Source organism: Nakamurella antarctica (genome assembly GCF_003860405.1).
In the GTDB taxonomy this organism is placed as follows: domain Bacteria; phylum Actinomycetota; class Actinomycetes; order Mycobacteriales; family Nakamurellaceae; genus Nakamurella; species Nakamurella antarctica.
This window is the reverse complement of record NZ_CP034170.1, coordinates 3,225,519-3,249,266: the sequence shown is the minus strand read 5'-3', so window position 1 is coordinate 3,249,266 and position 23,748 is coordinate 3,225,519. Positions and strand designations below refer to the sequence as shown.

The window sequence follows — 23,748 nt, the reverse complement described above, 5'->3', positions numbered from 1 at the left end:
GGGCTACTCCTGTAAACCGACTACGGCCACCGGGCAGTCTGCGTGGGTGACCAGCGTCTGGCTGGTCGAGCCTAACAGCAGGCCTGCAAACCCGCCTCGGCCGCGACTGCCGGTCACGATCAGCGATGCGGCCGCGCGGTCTGACGTCTTCGCCGATTCGCGGAGCAGCGTCTCGGCCGGGTGCCCACCAAAAACTAGCGGCCGGACCGTCACATCCGAGTATTTTGCCGACCAGCCCGCGAGTTGTTCTGCGAGTCGGACCTGCTCATCGACAGTGATGCTGGCGCTGTCGATGGGAAGCGGAAAAAGCCCTGCAAAACGCTCGAGGCCAGGCTCGTTCCAGACCCTGACCGCTACCAGTTCGCTGCCGCGGAATGACGCTTCTTCAAACGCAAACGCGAGCGCCCCATCGGAGCAGACACTGCCGTCAAGTGCAACGAGGACGGGTCCGTCGGCGGGGAGATTCTCAGCTCCGCGCACTACGACGACGGGGCACCCGGAGTTGCCGATGACGCGGTTTACGACAGACCCAAGCATCAGCTCGGCGAGACGGCTTCGGTGGCTGGTGCCGACGACCATCATGAGCGCATGCTCAGCTTCGGAGATCAATGACGAGCTGGCATCGTAATGATGCAGGTGCGCAGTAACGGCGAGGGTGGGGTATCCAGCCACAACAAGCTCTTTCGCCGAGGCCAGGATATTCATCGCCCACTCGGTGGTGGCTTCCGTCATGGATGGGGCAATGAGGCCCGGGCCTGCGTACATCGCCGCACTCTCGGTGTAGGCGTGGACGAGGCGCAGCTCCGCGCCGCGGCGTTCGGCCTGCGCTGCGGCCCAGAGAATCGCGACATTGCTCTCCGGCGATCCGTCGACCCCGGCGACGATGACGTTGATCCTGGTGGCGGCTGATGGTGTGAGCGTCATAGCGGACTCCTCGGTGAGATGGTCAGCGCTGCCCTGAACGAGCCGCAACCTCCAGCGTCGTCTCGCATTGACGGAACGTCCAGGGTCGAAGGTCCCGCCGACGCCGGGTACGCCAGCTTTTTGCCGCCCTCCGCTCTCGCTCCGTTTTCTTCGCCGAGCGGTACGGTACACCGGCAAAACTGCCGGATTAGGCGTCATAAGGCACCGCTGGACGTCTTGAGGCGAGAGAACTACGGCACCGGCAGCCCAATGTCGGCGGACACCTGCTTCGCAGGCGTTGTCAGGACAGCGCCGATGCTGGCCGCGATTACCAGCGCGATGGCAGCGCCGTCTATCAGGTTCATCGGTTGATCGAGGATGAAGTAGCCAGCGGTGGCGGCAATTCCAGGCCCCAGGCTGACCAGGATCGCGAAGGTTGATGCCGGAAGGGCCCGCAGCGCAAGCAGTTCGATCGTGTAGGGCAGCGACGACGACAGCACTGCGACCGCAAGGCCCAGGCCCAACACTGCTGGCGCGAACATGGCGCTGCCGCTCGAGGTGATACCCAGCGGCAGGGTCAAGACGGCGGCCACTACCAGAGCCAGCGCTAGGCCATCCGCCTTCGGGAAACGTTGCCCGGTGCTGCCGCTGAGCACGATGTACGCCGCCCACGCGGCGGCGGCCCCGAGAGCGAAGGCCACGCCGGTGAGATTGAGACCATCAAATCCGGCCCCGCCCAACAGGATCACACCGCCCAGTGCCAGGGCCGCCCAGAGCCACGCGATCGCCCGTCTGCTGGCGATCACGGAGAGCGTCAGCGGCCCGAGCACTTCGATGGTGACGGCTGCGCCTAGCGGGATGCGGTCGATGGCTTGGTAGAACAGCGTGTTCATCCCGGCGAGAGCGACCCCGAAGCCGATGACGACCGCCCAGTCCGAGCGTCGGTAGCCGCGGACCTGAGGCCGACAGATCAGCATCATGATGAGGGCGGCGCCTGCCAGGCGCAACGTCACCACCCCACCTGCGCCGGCCCGCGCGAAGAGCAGGACGGCAATGGCAGCGCCAAGGTGGGTGGAGGTTGCGCTCCCCAGAACCATTGCGACGGCGGGCCAACGGCCGAGCCCGGATCCCGCCGATCCGGCGCCCGCCGGTCCGCCTTCTGCGACAGGAACGGGGGGCGTGGTCATGTCGTCAAAAATACGTCCCCGCCGCCGCAAAGAATAATGCCTCAGCGGTAGTGGATATGCTCTCAGGACATGACCATCGAATTGCGTCACTTGCGCGCTTTCCTCGCTATTGCCCAGGAAGGCACCGTGACGGCGGCGGCGGCCGCGCTACATATGACGCAACCTGCGGTATCCCGCACCCTGATCCAACTCGAAGCGCAGGTAGGGCTCTCGCTCGTGGACCGCTCCACCCATCACCTGCACCTGACTCCCGCGGGTGAACGCTTCCAGGCCCGGGCTGCTGCGGCCGTTGCCGCGTTCGAGGACGCCACTGATCCCGAGCGGTGGGGTACCTGGCCGCTGCGGCTGGGATATGCGTGGTCTGCGCTGGGTAACGCGACGCCGGTGTTGTTGCGCGGCTGGGCCCGCACCAACCCGGACATCCCGCTGGAGTTGCTGCGTTGTGACGAACGAACCGCGGGGCTCGCCGCAGGCAGCGTGGATGCCGCCCTGATACGCGGAGACCCGACCTATCAAGACCTGACCTATCGAGACCCGACCTATCAAGACCTGACCTATCGAGACCTGACGAGAGAGTTGCTGATGATGGAGCGCCGGATCGCGGCGGTGCCTTCGGAGAGCTACCTCGCAGCCGCCGAGTCGGTGACATTGGAAGATTTAGCGCGGGAAACCGTTGCCATCAATCCGGCGTCGGGGAGCACCACGCTCGATCTGTGGCCCCCTCAGTCTCCGCCAGCAACGATAACCGTTGCCAATACTGACGATTGGCTCAGTGCGATCGCTAGCGGCCGAGCGGTGGGCGTCACGGCTGCGGCGACGGGAGAGCTGCATCGCTACCCGGGGGTGACGTATCTGCCGCTTCGCGGTGCGCCGGACCTGCCCGTGTACTTTGCGACAAAGAATCCACCGACCCATCCCGCGGTGGACGCGCTGTTAGCCATGATGAAAACTGTTCTGAGTCAGCACACATCGCCAGCACATCCAGATCCAGCGGAGAACTCATGAACCCCAGCGTGACGGTTACCGGACAGGGCCGCGTCAAAATTGCGGCGGATCAGGTCGCGGTAGATCTCGCTATTGAGATCGTTCGCTCCGAGGCCAGCCAAGCCTTCGAGGCGGCGGCGGGGTCTGCCACAACAGTGCTGGCTTTGCTCGCCGACGGTGGCGTTGATTCCCGCAGTGTCCGCACCACGAACATGCATCTGGCGCCAAAATTGAGCTGGCAAGACGGCCAGGAGCGGATGCTCGGATTCTCCTGCGGTCAAGGCCTTCTCGCTGTGCTACAAGGGCTCTCCGGGCTCAGCCGCCTGCTCAGCAGTGTGGCAACCGCCGGGGTGGAGGGAGTGCGGTTTAACGGCCTCGTCTTCTCCGCCGCGGACCCGGCGCAGGCGCAGCAGCAAGCTCGGGCTCTGGCTATAGCTGACGCAAAGAATAAAGCCGAACACTATGCCCAGCTCGTGGGACGCCAGTTGGGACAGGCTATTTCGGTGTCCGAGATCCCTGGATCAGCAGGAGGCGGACCGATAACGATGATGCGGGCAGCAAGCTTGGCAGACATGCCTGTTGCTCCGGGCGAGGGTGAAGTCGACGCGAAAGTGGAAGTGGTCTACGAGATCGACTGAGGTCAGCCGTAGGTGGCGCGCACCCATTGAGCCCACGACGCTGTGAGGTCGGCTTCGGAGAGGCGAACTCCGGCATCGTCGGTGACGCAACCGAGGACTGTGCCCTCTTTGTAGGCGCACACCGATGCTCTCAACGCCGCGGGCATTCCGTAAGTGAGGGCTAAATAGTTATAGAGGGAGCCGGCAATGTCGTACCAAAAATTGACGACACTATTGCTGCCACTGCGCATTTCGTCGCTGGTGGGGAGGGAGCCGTCAAAAAGCTCTGCGAGAAGGCTTGCCGAGATCGAGGTGGCCTGCCGAGGTTGGCCGACGACCCAGGCGCCCGCCACGGCGTCGGCGGGAGTCGTGAAACCATAGACCTGCTCGATCATCTCGGCCACGCCCTCGGCCAAATACGGCTCTGTGTAGGGCCAGTACTCCTCGTTGCGGAACTTGCCCAGTGAGTAGTGCACGAGCTCGTGAACGAGGACGTCAACGGGATCGGCGAAGTCGAGAACGTCACTGCCCACCACCATTCTCGGCGCGGTGTTGGGGACAGCCCATGCCAGGTTCGGGTTGAAGCCGTAGTAGCTGTATGTCGCCTGCACCGCCGCTACAAAGCTACGGTCGACGGGAACCTCTGCGGTGCCGTCAGAAAGTGGCCGAAACCAGTTGTAGAGGCGGTCGGCATTCGCAGTAGCAAACGTGACAACCTCTGCGGGCACGCCGATCTCGGGCGCGCTCAACGTCATAAAATTATTGAGCCACTCATATCCTTGATCTTGATAATTGAGGATCTCGTCGGCGAATGCTGCATCGTCGGGCAGGGAGGCCACGACACCGGATACCCCTCTGGCGACATGTAACGCGCAGTTGCAGTCCCATGGAGCGTTGCTCAGCGAGGTCCACGCGGTGACGATTAACGAAGTGACCTCAAACGTTGGATCGAAGCTGGCAGCCACATCCCAGCTGTAGGCGGTCGTGGACACACGCAGGTTATTGAACTCGTCAGCTCCGTCGCCGGGAAAGTGCGCGCCCATAAACACTTGTCGCACCGTACCAACGTCATTTGCGCCCACATCGATCATCGCCGCGTCTGAGTAATACGTGCTCGCCGCGCCTCCGTCCATCCCGATGGCAGCCATATTGTCCCACCAGAATGTGGCCGGTACCAGCGCTTCTGAGGTGAAGTGCAGAAGGAATGCTTCACGATTGCCAACCAGCAGTGCATTCGTGATGGATTCGAAAAGCGCGCTGGTGTCAACGCTACTTGGGCGAACCTTGGGTCTTGCGGCTTCACTGGCCAGTGAAGCCGCCACGCTGGCAGCGGAGCTTTCTGCCGCCGCGCTTGCTGCCGAGCTGGACGAAGAACTTGCGGCCGAGCTGGAAGCCAAGCTTGCTGACGAGCGGGCCGAGGAACTAACCGCTGCAAGATCGGCAGCCAGCGCCGCAGCTACGGATGTGTCGCCGCTGCCCCGGCCGGAGATGACGGCGGTACACCCGGAGACGGTGAGCAGCAGACAGATCAGCGCGATTAGCCGCTGTCGTGCCTGAACAGAACTGCGCTCAGTCCGCATCTGGCCCCCGTCGTATCCCATCGACATGCTTTCACCGAAGAGTAACCCGTTCGGCCTAGCCCGCGTCTGCCTACAGCGATTCTGAGGTTTTATGCCTCACGAAGCCGCGTCACGGTGAACTCGCACGCGGGTTCAGCGATCTGGTCAGCGGCTTGAATCAGCTTTATCTCCCGGGACCCAGCCGCGAGGGTCAGCGACAAAATGGCGAACACCGATGACGCCACACGGGCGAGGGCGCTCTCGATCCCGGCCGCCGCAAGGTGAGCAAGAAACAGAGCCGACGTGACGTCGCCGGCGCCGTTCACGGATAGCGGAAGCTCCGGGGTTCGCACTTCGTACGCCCCGGTGGGGTCGCAGGCGATCATTGCGATCTCGTTCGCGCCGAGTTCGTCATGGGTGACGGATGTGACGAGCACCGTCGTGGGGCCTGCCGCGCGGACAGCGTCGATTGCCGCGAGTACGGAGGCGGCGTCACGGAACGGAGCCGGGACATAGGCGTCGTCGGTGGTACTTGGTAGACCGGCGAGGTAGGCGAGTTCGAACGCGTTGGGGGTGACGATGTCGGCGTGGGGCACGACGAGTTCGCGCATGAGTTCGGGGATTCCGGGCGCCACGAAGAAGCCCCGGCCCACGTCCCCGAGGACCGGGTCGCAGCAGTACACAGCCCGCGGATTGAGGGCCTTGATGCGGGCCACGGTGGCCAAGACCACCTCGGCGACGCCGGGAGAACCTTGGTAGCCGGTGAGGATGGCATCTGCTTGACCCAACACGCCGCGATCGTTGATGCCTTCGATGACGTCAGCGACTACGGCCGGATCGATCACGATGCCACGCCACTCGCCGTAGCCCGTGTGGTTGGAGAAATGCACCGTCAGCACGGGCCATACCTCGTGGCCCAACCGTTGCAAGGGGAATGTTGCAGCGCTGTTCCCGACGTATCCGTACGCCACGGACGACTGGATCGAAAGTATCTTCACAATCCGTGATCTTAGAGAGCCGAAATGGTCGCGGTGCGGGTCGGCGGTCCCGAAGCGGCGCAGCCGTGCCAGGTGCACACAAAATTCGGACGAAACATACTCCCAGCTGCCAGTACGGGAACGTGATCCCTACGGTAGGGCCTCCCCGCGGCGCGAACCCACGGGCTGGGTTACGCAATTGTTACCGCTAATTACCGGCTAGGGGTTGCCAAACAGCTACGCAAACGTTTTCTATTGGGTGTTGGCAGTGTGAAATCTCTCACGCGCCGGTCCTAAAAAAGGAAGCGAGGTCGGCCCGAATGGCCATGACTTCAGTAAGAAAAGCACTGATCGCAGGTTCGGCGGCAACAGCGTTGCTGCTGTCCGCGTGCGGCAGTTCAGACACGGCAGCCACCCCTGCCGCATCGAGTACGGCTGCGGCTGCAACATCGGCTGGCAGCTCCGAAGCGATGACATCAGAGGCAATGACCTCAGAGGCGATGACGGACGGCTCCGCAGCCGGCTCGTCCGGAGCCCCCGCGGCAACGGATGCCGCGTGGTGCGACACTCTCAAGTCGCAGTTCGCGGACATCAGCGGCAAGTCCGTCAGCGTCTACACCTCCATCGTGGCGCCTGAAGACAAGCCGCAAATCGACTCGTACAAAGCCTTCGAAGCGTGCACCGGCGTGAAGGTGAACTACGAAGGTTCCAAGGAATTCGAGACCCAGCTCAAGGTGCGCGTTTCTTCCGCAAACCCGCCGGATATTGCCTTCATTCCGCAGCCAGGTTTGCTGAAGACGCTGGTGGAAGAGACCGGCGCCGTGAAGCCGGCACCAAAGTCTGTCGCCGACAACGTCGACAAGTGGTTCGGTAAGGACTGGAAGAGCTACGGCACCGTCAACGATATCTTCTTCGCTGCCCCTCTCGGCGCGAACGTCAAGTCGTTCGTCTGGTACTCCCCGAAGGTCTTCAAGGAAAAGGGCTACACGGTCCCGACCACGTACAAAGAGCTGATCGCACTGTCGGACAAGATCGTTGCCGACGGCAAGAAGCCGTGGTGTGCCGGTATCGAGTCCGGTGTAGCCACCGGCTGGACGCTGACCGACTGGCTTGAGGACTATATGCTCCGGGTCAACGGACCTGACGTCTACGACCAGTGGATCAGCCACAAAATCCCGTTCAACGACCCCAAGGTTGTTGCCGCGCTGGAGAAGGTCGGCGAAATCGTCCGTAACCCTGCCTACATGAATGCCGGAATCGGCGACGTTGCCTCGATTGCCGCCACCAAGTTCCAAGACGGTGGACTCGGAGTCGCGACCGGTACCTGCTTCCTGCACCGTCAGGCATCGTTCTACGCTGCCAACTTCCCGGCAGGCACCAAGATTGCCGAAGACGGCGACGTCTTCGCCTTCTACCTGCCCGCAATCAGCGAAGACTTCGGCAAGCCTGTTGAGGGTGGCGGCGAGTTCGTTGCCGCTTTCAGCGACCGCCCCGAGGTCCAGGCGTTCCAGACCTACCTGTCTTCCGACACGTGGGCTAACGAGAAGGCCAAAGCCACTCCCGGCGGCGGCTGGGTCTCGGCCAACAAGGGCCTGGACGTTGCCAACCTGACCACCCCGATCGATGCGCTTTCGGCAAAGATCCTGCAAGACCCGAAGACGGTCTTCCGCTTCGACGCCTCTGACCTGATGCCCTCCGCGGTCGGTTCGGACTCGTTCTTCAAGGGCATGACGACCTGGGTCCGCGATAACGCGTCCAGCCAGTCGGTCCTCGACACGATCGAAGCCTCTTGGCCCGCGAGCTGATCTTGCTCGGATGACGGTGAGCCCCGCTGCTGAAACCCTCAGCGGCGGGGCTCATCTTTCACACTTCTCAAAGCGCGGAAGGTGGTGTGGGCGTGTTTGATTTCAGCTCTTCATTTTGGGATTGGTTTTTAAGACCAACCACTGCAGTAGAAAAAATCTCGGTGATGGTGGTGGCGATCCTGCTGTTTGCCCTCATCGTTGGTGCCATCATCGTTGCAGTCGATCGACCGAAAATCCCCAACTGGCTCGTGGTCGGCGGATTTTTAGGGCCCGTGGTGCTGGTCATCGGCGGCGGGTTGTTCTACCCAGCTCTGCGCACGCTGTGGGTTTCCTTCACGGCTACGAGAGACGCACTCGGCGACAACGGGAAAAAGATCATCAACCCCAGTACCGGGCAGGTGACTAAGGAAGATTACTTCTACGGTTTCGGTAACTACGGAAAGATTTTCTCCGACGGCGCGCTGCAAAAAGTGTTGCTCAACACCGCGATGTGGGTCATCCTCGTTCCGCTCATTGCCACGGCGATCGGGCTTGTGTACGCCGTAATCATCGACCGGAGCCGTTTTGAGAAATTCGCCAAGGTGCTGATCTTTACGCCGATGGCTATCTCTATGGTCGGTGCGTCCATCATTTGGGGTTTTGTCTACGACTTCAAAGACCCCAGCGTGGTGGATAACCAGATCGGCCTGGCGAACCAGGTCTTGGTCTGGCTGGGGCTCAACCCCGTCGACTTCCTGCGGTACTGGCCGTGGAACACCTTTGCGCTGATCGTCGTCATGATCTGGATCCAAGCGGGCTTTGCCATGACACTGCTGTCGGCAGCCATTAAGGGAATCCCGGATGACGTGATCGAAGCCGCGAAAATTGACGGTGCGTCGGGCATGAGACTTTTCCGCAGCATCACCATTCCCAGTATTAGGCCAACCCTGGTGGTGGTCATTACGACCATCGCCATGACCAGCCTTAAATCGTTCGATATCGTGCGGACCATGTCCAGGTCGAACGAGGAAATGTCTGTGGTGGCGAACGAGTTCTACACCCAACAGTTCACCCGTGGCCAGCCTGCTATCGCTGCAGCCCTCGCGGTGCTGCTGTTCATCATCGTTATCCCGATCATTGTTTACAACGTTCGGCAGATGCGGATTTCGGAGGGTATGCGATGACGCAGATAGCGCCGGTTTTGCCAGAAGAATCAAACATGACGCGGAGGGCACTCAAGGCGTCCGAGCGTGCCTCGGACGCGAAGACCAAGCTCTCTTCGCCGTGGGCCTCGGCCGTTGCCATCATTTTGGCGATCTTGTGGACCCTTCCAACGTTGGGCCTTTTTATCACTTCGTTCCGCAAGCCCGCGGACATTTCCGGTCCCACGGCGACCGGTTGGTGGACGATCTTCACCAATCCAAGCTTCAGCCTGGATAACTACGACAAGGTCCTCACCGGAGGGGCGAGCAGTCTCGGCTCGTTCTTCTTGAATTCGTTTGTCATCACTATTCCCGCCGTGATCATCCCGATTGCGCTGGCGCTGCTTGCGGCCTATGCATTTGCGTGGATTCCGTTCAAGGGCCGCAACTTCCTCTTCGTGGCAATCTTCGCCTTGCAGGTGGTGCCGATCCAGGTCACCTTGATTCCGCTGCAAAGCCAGTATGTTGCTTGGGGACTCGCGGCATCCTTCTGGCCGGTGTGGCTGTCCCACACCATCTTTGGTCTGCCGCTGGCGATCTTCCTTCTGCACAACTTCATGAAGGAGATCCCGCGGGAAATCATCGAAGCCGCTCGCGTCGACGGTGCGGGACACGTGAAGATCTTCTTCCGGGTTCTGCTGCCGTTGTTGGTGCCAGCAATCGCGTCGTTCGGCATCTTCCAGTTCCTGTGGGTGTGGAACGACCTGCTCGTGGCGATCGTGTTCGCCCCGAGCGCGAACCTTGCCCCGTTGACTGCGCGGCTTGCCGAGCTTTCGGGAACGCAGGGCGCGAACTGGCAGCTGCCTGCCGCCGGAGCATTCGTCTCCATGGCTGTGCCGTTGATCGTGTTCCTTGCCCTGCAGCGTTACTTCGTCCGCGGCTTGCTCGCCGGCGGAGTCAAGGGCTGACCGTAGTGACAGCTTTCGATTCGGCTCATCCGGCGCGGCTCAGTAAGGGCCGCGCCGGATGAGTGGAATCGTTGATCTAGCAGCCCATGTCGGCGTGTCGCCGGCCACAGTTTCCAGGGCACTGCGGGGTCTTCCAGGCGTCTCGGACAACACCCGCGAGCGCATCCGGCTCGCAGCAGATCAATTGGGATACGTCGCGTCGCCCTCGGCGTCCAGCCTTCCCACCGGCAAGACCAAGGCCATCGGCGTGTTGGTGCCGTGGATCTCTCGGTGGTTTTTCAATGCAGTGGTGGAAGGTGCTCAGGAGGTGGTGGCGCACCACGGCTACGACTTAGTGCTCTATGCCGCTGGTACGTCGACGAGCAGGCCGCGGACCATCGACGCGCGGGTGCTTTCTAAGCGTGTGGACGGGGTGCTGGCGTTGTCCGTCAACCTCTCTCACTCCGAAGCCGAAGCGTTGCAAGCCTCTCGCTCAGCACTCGTCACGGTGGGGCCGGCAGCTCCCGGTTTTTCTTCCGTGAGCGTCGATGACGTCCGGGTGGGAATTATGGCCACGCAGCACTTGCTGACCCTGGGCCACCGCCGAATAGCGTTCTTTGGCGGGGACCCCTACGACATGTTCGGCTTCCCCGTGGCTCCCGATCGTCAGGCGGGCTACGAGAAGGCTTTGAGAGCGGCGGGTATTGAACCCCGCGCGAACTGGATTCTGCCCGCGGAGTTCAGCGTGTTCGGTGGGGAGAGCGCGTTCGTGCAGCTGTGGCAGGAGGCTGAGCACCCCACGGCGATCGTGGCGGCATCCGACGAAATCGCCATGGGCATCCTGCACATGGCGCGGGCCATGGGGGTGTCGGTACCTGGCGAGCTGTCCGTGGTCGGAGTCGACGACCATGACCTTTCCTACCTTTTCGGCCTCACCACTGTCGCGCAACCGGTGCGCCACCAAGGTGAACTGGCAGCCGAGCTTCTTCTGAAACTGATGAAGTGCGGCCCGTCGCGTGAGCCCGAAACTATCCAGGTAGCAACAGTTCTTATTGACCGCGCCACCACCGCGCCGCCCAGCTAAAGCAGCCTCTGCCAGTGGCAGTGGCAGTGGCGTGGTCGGCCGCTGCGCTCGGTCAGCCGTCGCGTCGCGCTCCCTCGCTTGGCGCCACCGAGCGAATGGTCGGAGCGGTCCGGCCCTGCGCGGCGAAGGCGGCCCGCACGGCTGCCGAAAGGGATTCCGCGCGGTCCGTCTCCACCAACGCAATAGCGGATCCGCCGAAGCCGCCACCCGTCATCCGGGCACCTGCCGCGCCTGCATCCAGAGATACCTCAACAGCTAAATCTAAGGCGGGATCGGAGATCTCGAAATCGTCGCGCATGGAGGCGTGAGAATCGACCATCAACTGACCCACCCCGTCGAATCGCCTGGCGCGCAACAGTTCCACCGTTTGGGCAACGCGGGCATTCTCGGTGACGATGTGGCGAGTCCGGCGGCGCAGCACGTCGTCGCTCAACTGCGCCAGGGCAGCATCGAGGCCGGCCAGATCAACGGCTCGCAAGAACGGGACTCCGAGCTCGGCCGCGGCCTGCTCGCAGGACTGACGACGTTTCGCGTATTCACCGTCGGCGAGCTGGTGGTGCACGTGCGTATCAATCACCAGCAGGGACAGCCCTGCGGCGGCGGTATCGAACGGAACCTGCTCCGTGGTCTGGGCCTGGACATCAAAGAATAGGACGTTGCCCGCGGTGCATGCGCTCGATGCCATTTGGTCCATCAGACCGCATGGCATCCCCACGAAATCATTCTCCGCCTTTTGGGACAACAGCGCCACGTCGCGCTGGGTGAGATCGATACCCATCAATTGAGACACTGCCAGAGTTGTCACACACTCCAGAGCTGCGGATGAGGACAGCCCAGCTCCCACCGGTACGGAGGAGTCGATCGCGATGTTCAGTCCACCGGCCAGCGGGTAGCCTGCCTCACGGAGCGCCCAGATCGCGCCATACACGTAGCCAGGCCACCCCCGGGCAGACGGACTACCCTGTTGGATCTCATCCAGGCGAAACGAGTGGACCGTAAAATCTTGTTGCGCTGAAACAACTTTGACCTCTTGGCCAGCGGCCCGTCCGACGGCCATGTGCGCGCGTGCATCGATAGCGAACGGCATTACCAGGCCGTTGTTGTAGTCGGTGTGTTCGCCAATAAGGTTGACACGGCCGGGTGCTGACCACAGCCCGGCAGGTGCTGCGCCATAAGCGCGGGTATACAGGTGCGAGGTGGTCACAGCGAAGTATCTCCGGAATCTGTTGCTGACGGCCGACTCTGGGCGAATGCCCAGGCGTCGGCCACCATCGTGGTCAGGTCGAGTTCGGGGTGCCACCCCAGGCGTTCGCTGGCTCGCTGCGCGGACGCGACCAGCCGGGCAGGGTCGCCGACACGCCTTGGCCCGTAAGCGATGGGCATCTTCATTCCGGTGACCTGCTCGACGGCGGCCACCACTTCTTTGACGCTGAAACCGTTGCCATTACCCAGGTTGCAGATAAGGTGCTCTCCCGGATGGGCTGCGCCAATGGCGAGAACGTGGGCCCTCGCTAGGTCGGCAACATGCACATAATCGCGCAGCGGTGTGCCGTCGGGGGTGGGCCAGTCATCGCCATAGACGGTGAGCTTGTCGCGCTTACCGGCAACGGCGTCAAGCGCGAGTGGAATGAGATGCGTTTCTGTGCCGTGCCTTTCGCCGGCGCCTTTGGCTGCGCCCGCGACGTTGAAGTATCGGAGTGAGACCGCGGATAGATCGGTGGCGGCGCACTCGCCTGAGATCATCATGTCGACCGCGAGCTTGGTCGCCCCGTAGGTATTGGTCGGCTTGGTCGGGGCATCTTCAGAAATAGGGATTTGTTCGGGTTCGCCGTAGACCGCCGCGGTGGAGGAGAAGACGAGCCGTGGCACCTGGTGCTCGGTCATGGCATCGAGAAGCGCGCGGGTCCCGATCACGTTGGTATGCCAGTACTTTGACGGGTGCACCACAGACTCGCCGACGAGCGATTTTGCTGCCAGGTGGACAACCGCGCCGTACGGTTGCGCCGCGAAGAGTTCGCCGGCGGCCGAGATGTCGGCGTGGGTGAAATCGACCCCTGCGGGTAAGGCATCGGCATGCCCGGTGGAGAGGTCGTCGAGAACCATGACGTCGTGGCCCGCTTCGATCAGGAACCTGGTCACCACCGAACCGATATAACCAGCGCCGCCAAGGACGAGAGTTTTACTCATGCCTGAGCCCCTGATTCGGTCGGTGTAAGAACTACGTCGCGGAGACGTTGGGCGGCGGATTCGGGGGTGATGTCGTTGACAAAGGCGCCCATCCCGGACTCACTTCCAGCCAGGTACTTCAGCTTCCCCGGTGCCCGCCGGATAGAAAGAATCTGCATATGCAGCCAGAACTCCTCGCGGCCAACATTGACAGGGGCCTGATGCCAGGCGGTGATGGCGGGCATGGTGTCATCAAACACTCCTTCCATACGGTGCATCACTTCGAGGTAGATCGCGGCCAGAGTCAGCCGCTCGGCTGCGTTGGTGGCGGGTAGGTCGGGGACTTGGCGGCGCGGGTAGATGCTGACCTCCACGGGCCAACGAGCCGCGAACGGGACGAAGGCTACCCAATGTTCGTTGCTGGCAACGATTCTGCTGCCGTCGGCAATCTCGCGGTCCAAAATATCGCCGAATAAGTTGCCGCCGGTCCGGGCCCTGTAGTCGTCCGCGTGGCGCACCATTGCGGCTGTTTTTGGGGTGACGAACGGGTAGCCATAGATCTGACCATGCGGGTGGGCCAGCGTTACACCAATTTCTGCGCCCTGGTTGATGAAGCAGAAAACCTGTTCCAACCCAGGGATGTGTCCCAACGCTTCCGTCCGGTCGGCCCAGGCCTGGATGACGGTGCCAATCCGTACCGGGTTCAGGTCGGAGACCAGCGCAGTGTGGTTGGAGGTGAAACAGACCACCTCGCAGCGGCCGTTCCCAGGGATTTCCATGAACAACGCATCGGCGCCCAGCGGCTCGGGCGCAGTACTGGCGCCTATGGGGGCGAAGGAGGGGAAGCGATTCTCAAAGACGGTGACATCGTAGTCGGGTGAGGGCATCTCAGTTTCGAACTCGGGAGTCGTCGGGCACAACGGGCACTGGTTGGCCGGCGGTAGGTAGGTGCGTGTTTGGCGATGGCCAGCGATGCCCACCCATTCGCCGACAAGTGCGTCGTAACGCGCCACCGACGCGGGGATGACGGGCGAGATATCGCGCGCATCTTCGAGGATCTCGGTCGGACCCTCGGTGTCGACGTAGTAGATGAGGTCGCGGCCATCGGCCATCTTGGTGGGAATGACCTCCGGCGGGAAGATGCTGGCTACGCGGCTGGCGGTGGTGCTGTCGTGAGTCAAGGGGTGGCTCGCCTTTTGATCAGGGGATGTGGTGTTGTGGAGCAGTTGTTGAGGTGGGGCAGGGTGTTCTAGTGCACGCGGTAAGCCGGTTCGCCATTCGCCCCGCCATGGTGGTGCGAGTCCAGTTCGCTGGCGCTGAACGGCCTGCCCGCATCGACGCGCGGCACGCAGATCACTTCTCCGACGCGCTCCTGCAGGACTCGGACGGCGTGCGCGTCGAGGCGGTCGTCGGTGACGAGTGTGGTGACAGCGTCCAGCGGCGCGATCTGGGAAAGTCCCACCACACCCCACTTGGTGTTGTCGGCGATGACGACGAGCCGACGGGCAGAATCAACAAAAGCGCGGTTGGTTTCCGCCTCGAGCAGGTTCGGGGTGGTGAGGCCAGCTCGCTCGTCGATCCCATGAACGCCCATGATCACCATGTCGACATGCAGGCTTTTGATGGCATGCACCGCGATAGGGCCGACCAAACCGTCGGAGGGCGTGCGGATACCGCCGGTGAGTACCACCGTCAGGTCTGGTCGACCTTGGGCGTACAGGACCTCGGCGACCTTCAGCGAGTTGGTAACAACGGTGAGACTAGCGATGGCAGCGAGGTGGGTGGCGAGCGTCCACGTAGTGGTTCCCGCCGTTATCGCCACCGCCATCCCAGGACGGACCAGCGATGCTGCGCGGGCAGCAATCGCCTGCTTTTCTGCGGTTTCGCGCCCGCTCTTGGCAGCAAATCCCGGTTCGACAGCGGAGGCTGTGTCGACAGCGGTGGCCCCACCGTGCACTTTGGCGAGAAGTCCCTTACGGGCCATCAGCTCGAGGTCGCGCCGAATCGTCATGTCGGAGACGCCGAGGATATCGGTGAGGTTGGAGACGCGCACTCCGCCGCTGCGGTGCACTTCTTCCAGAATCCGGGCTTGACGCATTTGTGCGAGCACAGGCAGCTCCTTCGGGTTGCTGCCTGATTCTGGCAAGAAGTGGCACCTAAGTCAACTTATTCGAACGGGGCGATGTTGATTCCTGTTCGGTTCGTGGGCAGTGGGCACTGTTGATTCTCGCCCCGCCCCAGTGAACCGGGAGCCCGCATCGAAGAATCAGGCCTTGTCTTCGACGGCGATCGTGGTGGGCCCGGTGGCGGCATGCGAGCCTGCGTTAGACCCCTTGCCTGCTCCGGTCACCCCGCCCGCTGCTGCTCCGCCGAGTTTGGTCAGCAGCGCCTTGAGATCGACGCCGGTGAGGTCGCTCGACAACTCAAGACCCTGAGCCACGTTGGCGGCAACAGTCTTCGTCAATCCTGAAGCGCCGTCCGTTGAAATAATCGAGATCTTGTCAACATTCGACAATGGCGCCGAGGCTGCCCGAACGATCTCGGGCAGCACCTTCATCAACAAGTCAAGAATTGCTGCCTCGCCGTAGGTGCTGAATGCGCCAGCCCGGGCGTCCATGGCGGCTGCTTCAGCGGTTCCGCGGGCAAGGATCGCCGATGCTTCCGCGGCGCCTTCGGCTTCGACCGCCGCCGCGATAGCGGTGCGTCGTTGCTGCTCGGCTTGCCCCTTCTTGGCGCCTTCGATTGCTTCGGCGTCAGCGAGCGCACTACGGCGCGCCCGTTCACCTTCACCGGAAAGCTTGGCCTGCTCCGCGGCTGCCTGCGCACCCGCAATGGTCGCTTGCCGGTCGGCTTCGGCCTTGGCAATGACGGAGTTTTTGCTGGCCTCTGCCTGTTGCTCGATCCGGTAGCGCTCAGCATCCGCGGGTCGGCGGACCTGGGTATCGAGCTGCCTTTCGGTCAGGTTTGCCGTGGCTTGGGCTACCTTCTCCTGCTCGGCCAGAACGCGCTGGTCTTGAGCCGCCTTAGAGATAGGCCCAGCGGCCGCAGCCTGCGCCTTGGCGGCGTCGATCTCGGCGAGGATCTCTGCCTGCTTGAGGGAGAGCTGCCGGTTGGATACGGCGATGGCTTCTTCGGCCAGTAGACGTTCCTGCTCGGCTGCCTGCCTGGCGCGGGCCTCCGCGATGGCTGCTTCTTTGACCACGCGAGCTGCTTCGGGGCGGCCGAGGTCTTCCAGGTAGGTGCCTTCGGCTTGGATATCCTGCAGTTGGAACGTGTCGAGCACCAAGCCCTGGCCGGTCAGCGATGCTTCGGCTTCTTCCGCGACGGCCGAGGCGAACGCTGCGCGGTCGCGGATAATTTCTTCAATGGTCAGCCGGCCAACGATGGAGCGCAGTGCGCCGGCCAGCACCTCCGAGGTGAAGATATCAATGCCCTGCTGTTGGTTCAGGAACCGTTGGGCTGCAGCGCGGATCGAATCCTGTGATCCGCCGACCTTGACGATGGCTACCCCTTCGAGGTCGCATTTGACGCCCTGTTTGGAGACCGCGCCGCGGATGGCGACGGGGATTCGCCTGCTGGAGAGGTCGATGACGTGCAACTTCTGCACGACGGGCAGTACGAAAACGCTGGCGCCCATCACGACCTTCTGGCCCGACATGTCGGTGGATACGTCACCGGAGGCGCTCGTCACGGAGCGTCCCTTGGCTCCGGTGACCAGGAACGCCTGGTTGGGCCCGGCCACCTTGATGCGGCTCAGAATCAGCAGCGCCAATAGGACGATCAGAACAACGACGCCGATGATGGAAAGCAAAATAGGACTCATTCGAACCTCTTTCTTCAAGCATTCGGTACTACGTAAGTTCTGCGCTGGCTCCTGGTTCGGTGGTGTGCGAGCCGGCCGCGCCGGGACCGCCCGCGCCGGGACCAGCCGCGCCGGGCACGTCGTAGGCGGTGGAAACTACCTCCACCGACGTGGAACTAGGGACATCCACGACGTACACCGTGGTGCCGACAGGCAATGGGGTCTGGCTCCGGGCGTTGTATTTGAGCGTGTGACCGCCGAGGGTAAGCCGGACTTCACCGAAGGCTGCTGCAGAGGTGATCGCGGTGATTACCGTTCCGTGGGCGCCGAGCAATGACGTGCTGGTTACGGTGGCGTCGGTGCGCATGTTAAGAAGCGTCGAAGCGAGCTTGAGCGCCGCCCAAGCCAGTGGGAGAGCCACCGCGCCAGCGACTGCGAGGCTGAGCAGCAATCGGACCAGGCCTGGCAGCGAGTCGAGTAACGAGGCGGCGATCGCGCCACCGAATCCTGCACCCCGAAGAACCCCGCAAGTGCTGGAAGTGAGAATGGCCCGTCGGCGTCCGCACCGAAGTGCGCTACGTCGCCGATTACCACGGAGATCAGCAGGATGACGACGCTGAGGCCGCCCACCACCAGGAAAGTAGTAGTCATTGCGTCCATGGCGTCCCCTTTCGGTGCCTGTCAGCGTTACCGCAAATCCTAGTGCAGGGCTCCGACAGGCTCCCCAGCGGCAGTAAATCAGCGCACCAATGGGGCGCTGATGGCAGGCAGTGGCATCAGAAGCCACGACCAGATAGTGAAAGGCGGCAGCGCGACAAGGGCATTGGTGTTGCCGCGCCGTCAGCGGTGGCAGGATTGACTGGTGCCGGACTTCCGATCGATGCCATGGGCGACGCCGTTTCCACAGCTGTCCGCCCTTGACATTGACGACGCGGCCGCGCGGCTGGCCGGAGTGATCACCAGTACCCCGCTGGAGCGCTGTGAGCGACTTTCGACGATGGTCGGTGCGGAGGTCTACCTGAAACGGGAAGACCTGCAGGCGGTCCGTTCGTACAAGCTTCGCGGCGCGTTCAACCTGATGACGCAGTTGTCCGAGGCCGAGCGCGCTGCGGGCGTCGTCACGGCGAGCGCCGGCAACCACGCCCAGGGCGTCGCCTTTGCCTGCAAGCAGCTGGGGATTATGGGGCGCATCTATGTGCCGCGCACCACGCCTGTGCAAAAGCGGGATCGGATCCGCGCTCACGGCGGCTCGATGGTGGAGCTGGTGATGGTGGGAGACACGTATGACGAAGCCGCGGAGGCCGCCGCGAAGGAGGTGACCGAGACGGGCGCGACGATGGTCCACCCGTTCAACGATCTGCGCACCATCGCCGGGCAGGGCACCATTGCCCGAGAAATCGTCAACCAGCTGGGCCGCGTGCCGGACATGGTGGTGGTCCCTGTGGGCGGCGGTGGTTTGCTGGCTGGTACGGCGACGTTTTATTCGGAGCGGTTCGGCAGCATCCGCGTCGTCGGCGTCGAACCTGCGGGCGCCGCTTCGATGACGGCCGCACTCGCCGCCGGGCGGCCGGTGCCACTGGCGAATATGGACCCTTTCGTCGACGGCGCCGCCGTGCGAACCGTCGGGACTCTCACGAGTGGGCTAATCGCACAGAGCGGCGTTGAGATGGTCACTGTTGAGGAGGGCGCGATTTGCACCGCGATGCTCGCGCTCTACCAAAGTGAGGGCATCATCGCCGAACCCGCTGGGGCGCTCACCGTGGCAAGCCTGGGTACCCATTACGATCCCGGGGTAGTTCAAGTGCAGCCCGGTAGCACCGTCGTGCTGGTGGTATCCGGTGGAAACAATGACGTTTCGCGGTATGGCGAGGTCCTCGAAAGGTCTTTGGTACACGAGGGTTTGAAACACTATTTTCTGGTCAACTTCCCGCAGGAGCCCGGGGCGCTGCGAAGATTCCTGGACGACGTGCTCGGTCCCGACGATGACATCGCCTTGTTTGAATATGTGAAGCGCAACAATCGTGAGACCGGCCCGGCGTTGGTGGGTATTCAGATCGGCTCACCTGACGACCTTCCGGGCTTGCTGAAACGGATGAGCGCCGCGAAGATGGACATCGAGAAGATCGACCCGGATTCACCGACCTTTAGGTTCCTGACATAAAGGTTAGTGACTACTTACCGTCACCAATCTGTCAGAAAGAGTAAACTAAAGATTACCAGAATGGGCTGTTAACCGTCCGGCGAACGACTTAACATCACTCTCACAGTCCGCTAATTCGACGTGAGGTCGCCCGTGTCCGCAACTCGTTTTCCTCTCAAAACAGTGTGCCTTCGCGCGGGTATCACTGTGGCGGTGACCTGCCTTGTCGCTGCGAGCCTTCAATTGTTTGCGCCGTTAACGGCTAACGCCAGTGAGTTGGTCGTGCAGATTCAGAAGCTGACGGACGGTACGGCCCCGTTCGAGGACTGGTGCAACGACGGTACCGACGCAATCGACACCCCTTGTGTCGCGGGTGACGGCGTCCAAGAACCGGGCGACGACCTCAACGCCTCCAACGGGATCGTCCGCACAGGTGACACGGTCCAATACAGCGTCGACTATTCAATCAACCCCCCGTTGAACACGGAAGACACTATCCTCACGGTGTCGTTGACCAACGGGGCCTTGATCGAGGCCTCTTTCATTTTGTCCACGGATCCGACCACTGGCGTGTGCAAGAAGGGCCTGACCTTTCTCAACCCGCGCACTGGGTTCACCTGTAATTTAGGCCCGCTGGCAGCTTCCACGACCGGCACCGTTCAGCTTCCAGGGTTTGCCCCGGTGGCGATGGGTGACGGCGCGAGCTTTACGGCCACCGCCACCGTTACCAACGTTGGGAGCACCCCCGCGACGGCGACATCGGTGCCGGTCGTTACCTCGGCAGCCCCGCGGTGGGATTTGGTCAAAGACCTTGCCGCCGTCCCGAGCTTCGCTGCCGCGACGCAAACACTTCCCGCAGGTTTTAACGCTCGGTACATGATCGGTCTTCGCTCGGCCGACACCGACCCTCGCGGAAACACAGCCTTGTCGGCGCCAGTAGTTTTCAGCGATATCTTCACCCCCACCGGCACCGTCGTGCAGAACTGCACCGACGTGAATATCTCCGCCTTCAACATCCCCGGCATCCAGTTCGGGAGCACCATCGACTACGACCGCCAGGTCGCCAACGCAAACGCCAGCTGCGTTCAAGCAGCTGCGGGCGCGCCTATCACTGTGAGCTTCAGTCCTGACTTCAACCGCCCTGCCGCGACACCGACCAAAGACGCTTATGGGTTTGCATTATCGGCTGGTCACCAGGGGTACTACGGCGTGGCGCAGGTGCAGCTTCGCATCCCGTCCGCCGACGTCGATGCGGCCACACTCCCAGCAGGTGACGGCGCCGGCACGTTGTACTTCGGCAACGCAGTCGGCACCACCAATGAAGGTCTGTGTTCATCACCGAATCCGGGATCGCCTTGGGTCGCCGGGACCGGAGTGAGTAACTGGGACCCGTCGGATACCGCTGGCTTGTCGAACTTCGGCGCGGGCACGGAGAGCACCCTCAACAACGGGGTGTGTACTCAGCTCGATGTGAATGTGAGCGGTCGGTACTACAAGTCAGAAGTCCGAGGCCTCGGCGTAGCACTGGGCGGTAAATTCACCAGCGAAATCGGCTTCGTTAACACGGGCGTGGCCGACTACCCGGCAGGCATCGCGCTGTGCGATAAGTGGGAGAACGATAAGTTCACCCTCTCCGCTCCGACGGGCACCGTCGGCACACCAGGCGGACTTCCCTTTACTACCAACCCGATTGCTCCGAACCCCGCGGGGTTCAACCCGTACGTGGGCACGTTCCTGACCGAATACGGGATTGGCCCGTGGGGAACTCATCGGATCGCGGCTACGGATAGCGGGGAGTACCAGGCACAATCCGCTAACGACTGCTCGGCGCCACAAGCTATCGCTGGCGATGCTGACGGCTGGGTAACGGCGGCCGACGTCGACTACACGAACTCGGGACTCCGTCTCGTCAACGCGGCTAATCTCAATATGGCGCGTGTCACCTTGAATGAGGCCGTTCCGGCTGGAAAGTCCGCAGGTTTTACATTTGTCTGGGAGCCACTAGCGGGCCCGAATGGCCAGCAGATGAGGAATTACGCCTCGTTCAAGGACAGCGTTAACGGTGTAGAGACGGCCACGTGCACCAACTTCCCGGACTGCACGGCGCCGCTCGCTTACACCGTCAGCTCTGGTCCGCAATCTTCTTGGTGGACCTTAATCAACGGTGCAGTACGCGTTAGCAAGGGAAACACAGACAACGGTGTCAGCTACGGGGTGGGCGACACGGTCCCTTGGGTACTAGTGGTGCAGCCAGCACCTGGCGAGTCAGCAATCAACCTGTTCAACGACGGCACCACCATCGGGCTGACCAATGACGTCGCCGTCGTTGACACCCTGCCTCTGGGATTCACGTATGTGCCGGGCAGTGCCAACTTCCAGGATTCGCTGACCTACCCCACAGCGCCGCCCACGCCGGAACCGGTGCTGAGCTTCGACTCGGGCGGGCATCAGGTGATGACATGGAGCATGGGCGACATGCCATGGTTCTCCACGGCGATCATCAACTACCGAGCGCAAATCGGCGGCGCTGTGGCTAGCGGAAGCCACACCAACTATGTTTCGATCAACTCTCCGGACAGGTCGGGTCTGCCTATCCGGACCCCGGACGAGGTCGCCGGGTTCAACGACAACGGCACGTTGGCAGCTAACACGGTCAATGTCAACGGCAGCAACCAGGCAGTTATCTCCAAGGCGGCGCTGACCCCATTGCTCGATGCTGGCGACGTAGCGACCTACAAACTAGATTTCGCCAACAACTCCGCGATTGACCTGAATAGCTTTGATGCAATCGACATCCTGCCCTATGTCGGCGACACGCGGGGCAGCATCATCGCCCCCGGAAGCCTCACCATTAAATCCGTCACGCCTTCGATCAAGGGCGAGGTGGCGTGGGTGTCAACCACACCGCCGTCCACCTTGGATGCCCTTGACGGTCCCGGGCTGGACGGGCGGGTGGACCCGGGCACAGCTGCGGCACTGGGATCAGCGCAGTGGCCGTGCACGTTCGCAGACGTTGCTGATGCAAACCCCGCTACCTGCGCAGGGGTGACGTTGTCGATGGTGACAGCCTTGCGCTTCGTTGGCAGCGGACCGGCTTACCTGCCCGCGGACTCCGGGATCTTCAGCATTTTGCTGGACTTCCAGACGACGGCTGGCGCCAAACCGGGTGATCTTTACGCGAACTCTTGGGAAGCACGTTTTGGCGACATCGCCTTGCCGGTGTACTTCAATGCGGAAATTCAGCCCAAGATCCGCGAAGTCGCGATCGGCGACTTCATCTTCCTGGACAGCAACTTCAACGGGCGCGCCGATGCCGGTGAGGCCGGGGTACCCGGAGTCACCGTGCTCGTCTACGCCGCGGGCGCCATCGTCGGCACGGATACCCCAGTCGGAGTAGCCGTCACCGACGCTAGCGGGCGCTGGTTTGTGCGCGGGCTGGCCGAAGGTTCGTACTTCGTGTACGTGGCCGCAACCAACTTCGCGCTCAATGGTCCGTTGGAAGGCTACAAAGTGGCGCCCGACGGCGTCGTTAATCCCGCGAGCGGAGCTGACGAAGGAGTTGATCACCAGGCCACCGGTGCCACCCCAGCCATCAGCGGCGTGCGGTCCGGCCTGGTCAGCCTGCTTATTGGCGGCGCACCAGCGGGCCAGACCTCCCCGAACAACACGGGATTGCCGTACGAGGACACCAACCTAACGGTTGACTTTGGCTTCGTGGGCGACTCGGGCATCACGCTCGAGAAGACCGTGGGCCCTGTCGAGGGCCCTTACGGCGAGACCTACGCGGTCGGCATGGATGGAGTGGCCGAGTGGCAACTGGTGGTGACCAACACGGGCGCGCAGACCCTATCCGGATTCGAATTTACCGACCCGACGCTGCAGGCGTGCCTTGATGACCAGGAGTTGCCGGAGGCTTTGCAGCCCGGAGACTCCTTCGCCATTACGTGCCAGGAGTCCATAGCCAAGGGTTACGTGAACACCGCGGTCGTGCGGGCTTACGACGAAGAGGAAAATACCGTTACGGACGACGACCCGGCGGAGGTGACGGTGCCAGTGACAACCTCTACGTCCACCACCACAACCTCCACCTCCACCACAACCTCCACCACAACCTCCACCACAACCTCTACCAGCACCGGAACAACTATTGCCACATCCCCCACAACCACATCCCCCACAACAACACAGCCGACGTTCAACTCCCCTTCGGTAACGTCTCCTTCGGTCACGTCCCCGAGCACCTCGACAAAGACGTCTACCTCCGAAGTGGAGGGTGGGAGCGGCAGTACCAGCCCCAGCACTATGGCAGGTACTCCGATCAAATACCTGCCTGCCACGGGTAGCCACACCGACACGATGGTGCCGTGGTCGATGCTCTTGATCGGGCTGGGCGTGGGAGCGCTGCTCTTCGCGCGGCGCCGCGCATAACACACCCGCGCAGTAGGCAAGGGCCTGC

The 23,748-nt window shown here is 62.4% G+C and carries 19 protein-coding genes; 8 read left to right on the top strand and 11 right to left on the bottom strand.

Annotation, left to right across the window (positions count from 1 at the left end):
- Positions 1–3: 3 nt before the first annotated feature.
- Together EH165_RS14565 and EH165_RS14560 are read right to left on the bottom strand one after the other, a co-directional pair.
- On the bottom strand, positions 4–924 hold the full coding sequence (locus EH165_RS14565) for a universal stress protein (protein ID WP_164479261.1): 921 nt from the start codon (positions 922–924) through the stop codon (positions 4–6).
- Positions 925–1,154: 230 nt separating this feature from the next.
- Positions 1,155–2,090, bottom strand: a complete 936-nt coding sequence (locus tag EH165_RS14560) for an EamA family transporter (protein WP_124800084.1) — start codon at positions 2,088–2,090, stop codon at positions 1,155–1,157.
- A 69-nt stretch (positions 2,091–2,159) separates the two neighbouring features.
- On the opposite strand from EH165_RS14560, the gene EH165_RS14555 reads away from it, so the two are divergent.
- Positions 2,160–3,095 (top strand): LysR family transcriptional regulator, encoded by a 936-nt coding sequence (locus EH165_RS14555; RefSeq protein ID WP_124800083.1) that lies wholly within the window; start codon positions 2,160–2,162, stop codon positions 3,093–3,095.
- Complete coding sequence (locus EH165_RS14550; protein ID WP_124800082.1) at positions 3,092–3,712, top strand: SIMPL domain-containing protein; 621 nt, start codon at positions 3,092–3,094, stop codon at positions 3,710–3,712. Before EH165_RS14555 ends, EH165_RS14550 begins: the two co-directional genes overlap by 4 nt.
- A 2-nt stretch (positions 3,713–3,714) precedes the next feature.
- Here EH165_RS14550 and EH165_RS14545 read toward each other — a convergent pair whose 3' ends face one another.
- The gene (locus EH165_RS14545; protein ID WP_124800081.1) at positions 3,715–5,298 is read right to left on the bottom strand and encodes a hypothetical protein; all 1,584 of its coding nucleotides are present in this window, start codon (positions 5,296–5,298) and stop codon (positions 3,715–3,717) included.
- Positions 5,299–5,360: 62 nt separating this feature from the next.
- Positions 5,361–6,248 carry a pyridoxal kinase PdxY gene (pdxY, locus tag EH165_RS14540; RefSeq protein ID WP_124800080.1) on the bottom strand — a complete coding sequence of 296 codons (888 nt, stop codon included), beginning with the start codon at positions 6,246–6,248 and terminating at the stop codon, positions 5,361–5,363.
- 449 nt (positions 6,249–6,697) lie between these two features.
- Between pdxY and EH165_RS14535 the strand changes: the two genes are divergently transcribed.
- The 4 genes from EH165_RS14535 (at position 6,698) to EH165_RS14520 (ending at position 11,184) form a co-directional block, all read left to right on the top strand.
- Positions 6,698–8,032 carry an ABC transporter substrate-binding protein gene (locus EH165_RS14535; protein ID WP_422392161.1) on the top strand — a complete coding sequence of 445 codons (1,335 nt, stop codon included), beginning with the start codon at positions 6,698–6,700 and terminating at the stop codon, positions 8,030–8,032.
- 92 nt (positions 8,033–8,124) lie between these two features.
- Positions 8,125–9,195: a carbohydrate ABC transporter permease gene (locus EH165_RS14530; RefSeq protein ID WP_239020613.1), complete on the top strand. Its 1,071-nt coding sequence runs from the start codon at positions 8,125–8,127 to the stop codon at positions 9,193–9,195.
- A 35-nt stretch (positions 9,196–9,230) separates the two neighbouring features.
- A complete protein-coding gene (locus EH165_RS14525; protein ID WP_239020612.1) occupies positions 9,231–10,121 on the top strand; it encodes a carbohydrate ABC transporter permease in 891 nt (296 codons plus the stop codon).
- A gap of 58 nt (positions 10,122–10,179) precedes the next feature.
- On the top strand, positions 10,180–11,184 hold the full coding sequence (locus EH165_RS14520) for a LacI family DNA-binding transcriptional regulator (RefSeq protein ID WP_124800078.1): 1,005 nt from the start codon (positions 10,180–10,182) through the stop codon (positions 11,182–11,184).
- Positions 11,185–11,236: 52 nt separating this feature from the next.
- Here EH165_RS14520 and galK read toward each other — a convergent pair whose 3' ends face one another.
- From galK to EH165_RS14485, 7 genes are all read right to left on the bottom strand, one after another.
- Positions 11,237–12,388, bottom strand: a complete 1,152-nt coding sequence (gene galK, locus EH165_RS14515) for a galactokinase (protein WP_124800077.1) — start codon at positions 12,386–12,388, stop codon at positions 11,237–11,239.
- The gene (galE, locus tag EH165_RS14510) at positions 12,385–13,371 is read right to left on the bottom strand and encodes a UDP-glucose 4-epimerase GalE (protein ID WP_124800076.1); all 987 of its coding nucleotides are present in this window, start codon (positions 13,369–13,371) and stop codon (positions 12,385–12,387) included. Before galE ends, galK begins: the two co-directional genes overlap by 4 nt.
- The gene (galT, locus tag EH165_RS14505) at positions 13,368–14,531 is read right to left on the bottom strand and encodes a galactose-1-phosphate uridylyltransferase (protein ID WP_239020611.1); all 1,164 of its coding nucleotides are present in this window, start codon (positions 14,529–14,531) and stop codon (positions 13,368–13,370) included. Before galT ends, galE begins: the two co-directional genes overlap by 4 nt.
- A gap of 68 nt (positions 14,532–14,599) precedes the next feature.
- Positions 14,600–15,460, bottom strand: coding sequence for a DeoR/GlpR family DNA-binding transcription regulator (locus EH165_RS14500; protein ID WP_124800075.1), 861 nt, complete (start codon positions 15,458–15,460; stop codon positions 14,600–14,602).
- 156 nt (positions 15,461–15,616) lie between these two features.
- On the bottom strand, positions 15,617–17,173 hold the full coding sequence (locus EH165_RS14495; protein WP_124800074.1) for an SPFH domain-containing protein: 1,557 nt from the start codon (positions 17,171–17,173) through the stop codon (positions 15,617–15,619).
- Between the two features lie 28 nt (positions 17,174–17,201).
- Positions 17,202–17,519 (bottom strand): NfeD family protein, encoded by a 318-nt coding sequence (locus EH165_RS14490; RefSeq protein WP_124800073.1) that lies wholly within the window; start codon positions 17,517–17,519, stop codon positions 17,202–17,204.
- Positions 17,498–17,812, bottom strand: a complete 315-nt coding sequence (locus EH165_RS14485; protein WP_124800072.1) for a hypothetical protein — start codon at positions 17,810–17,812, stop codon at positions 17,498–17,500. The genes EH165_RS14490 and EH165_RS14485 overlap by 22 nt, the downstream gene beginning before the upstream one ends.
- A 220-nt stretch (positions 17,813–18,032) precedes the next feature.
- On the opposite strand from EH165_RS14485, the gene ilvA reads away from it, so the two are divergent.
- Both ilvA and EH165_RS14475 read left to right on the top strand, forming a co-directional pair.
- Positions 18,033–19,313 (top strand): threonine ammonia-lyase IlvA, encoded by a 1,281-nt coding sequence (gene ilvA / locus EH165_RS14480; protein ID WP_124800554.1) that lies wholly within the window; start codon positions 18,033–18,035, stop codon positions 19,311–19,313.
- 192 nt (positions 19,314–19,505) lie between these two features.
- The gene (locus EH165_RS14475) at positions 19,506–23,720 is read left to right on the top strand and encodes an SdrD B-like domain-containing protein (protein WP_164479260.1); all 4,215 of its coding nucleotides are present in this window, start codon (positions 19,506–19,508) and stop codon (positions 23,718–23,720) included.
- The last annotated feature ends 28 nt before the right edge of the window (positions 23,721–23,748 follow it).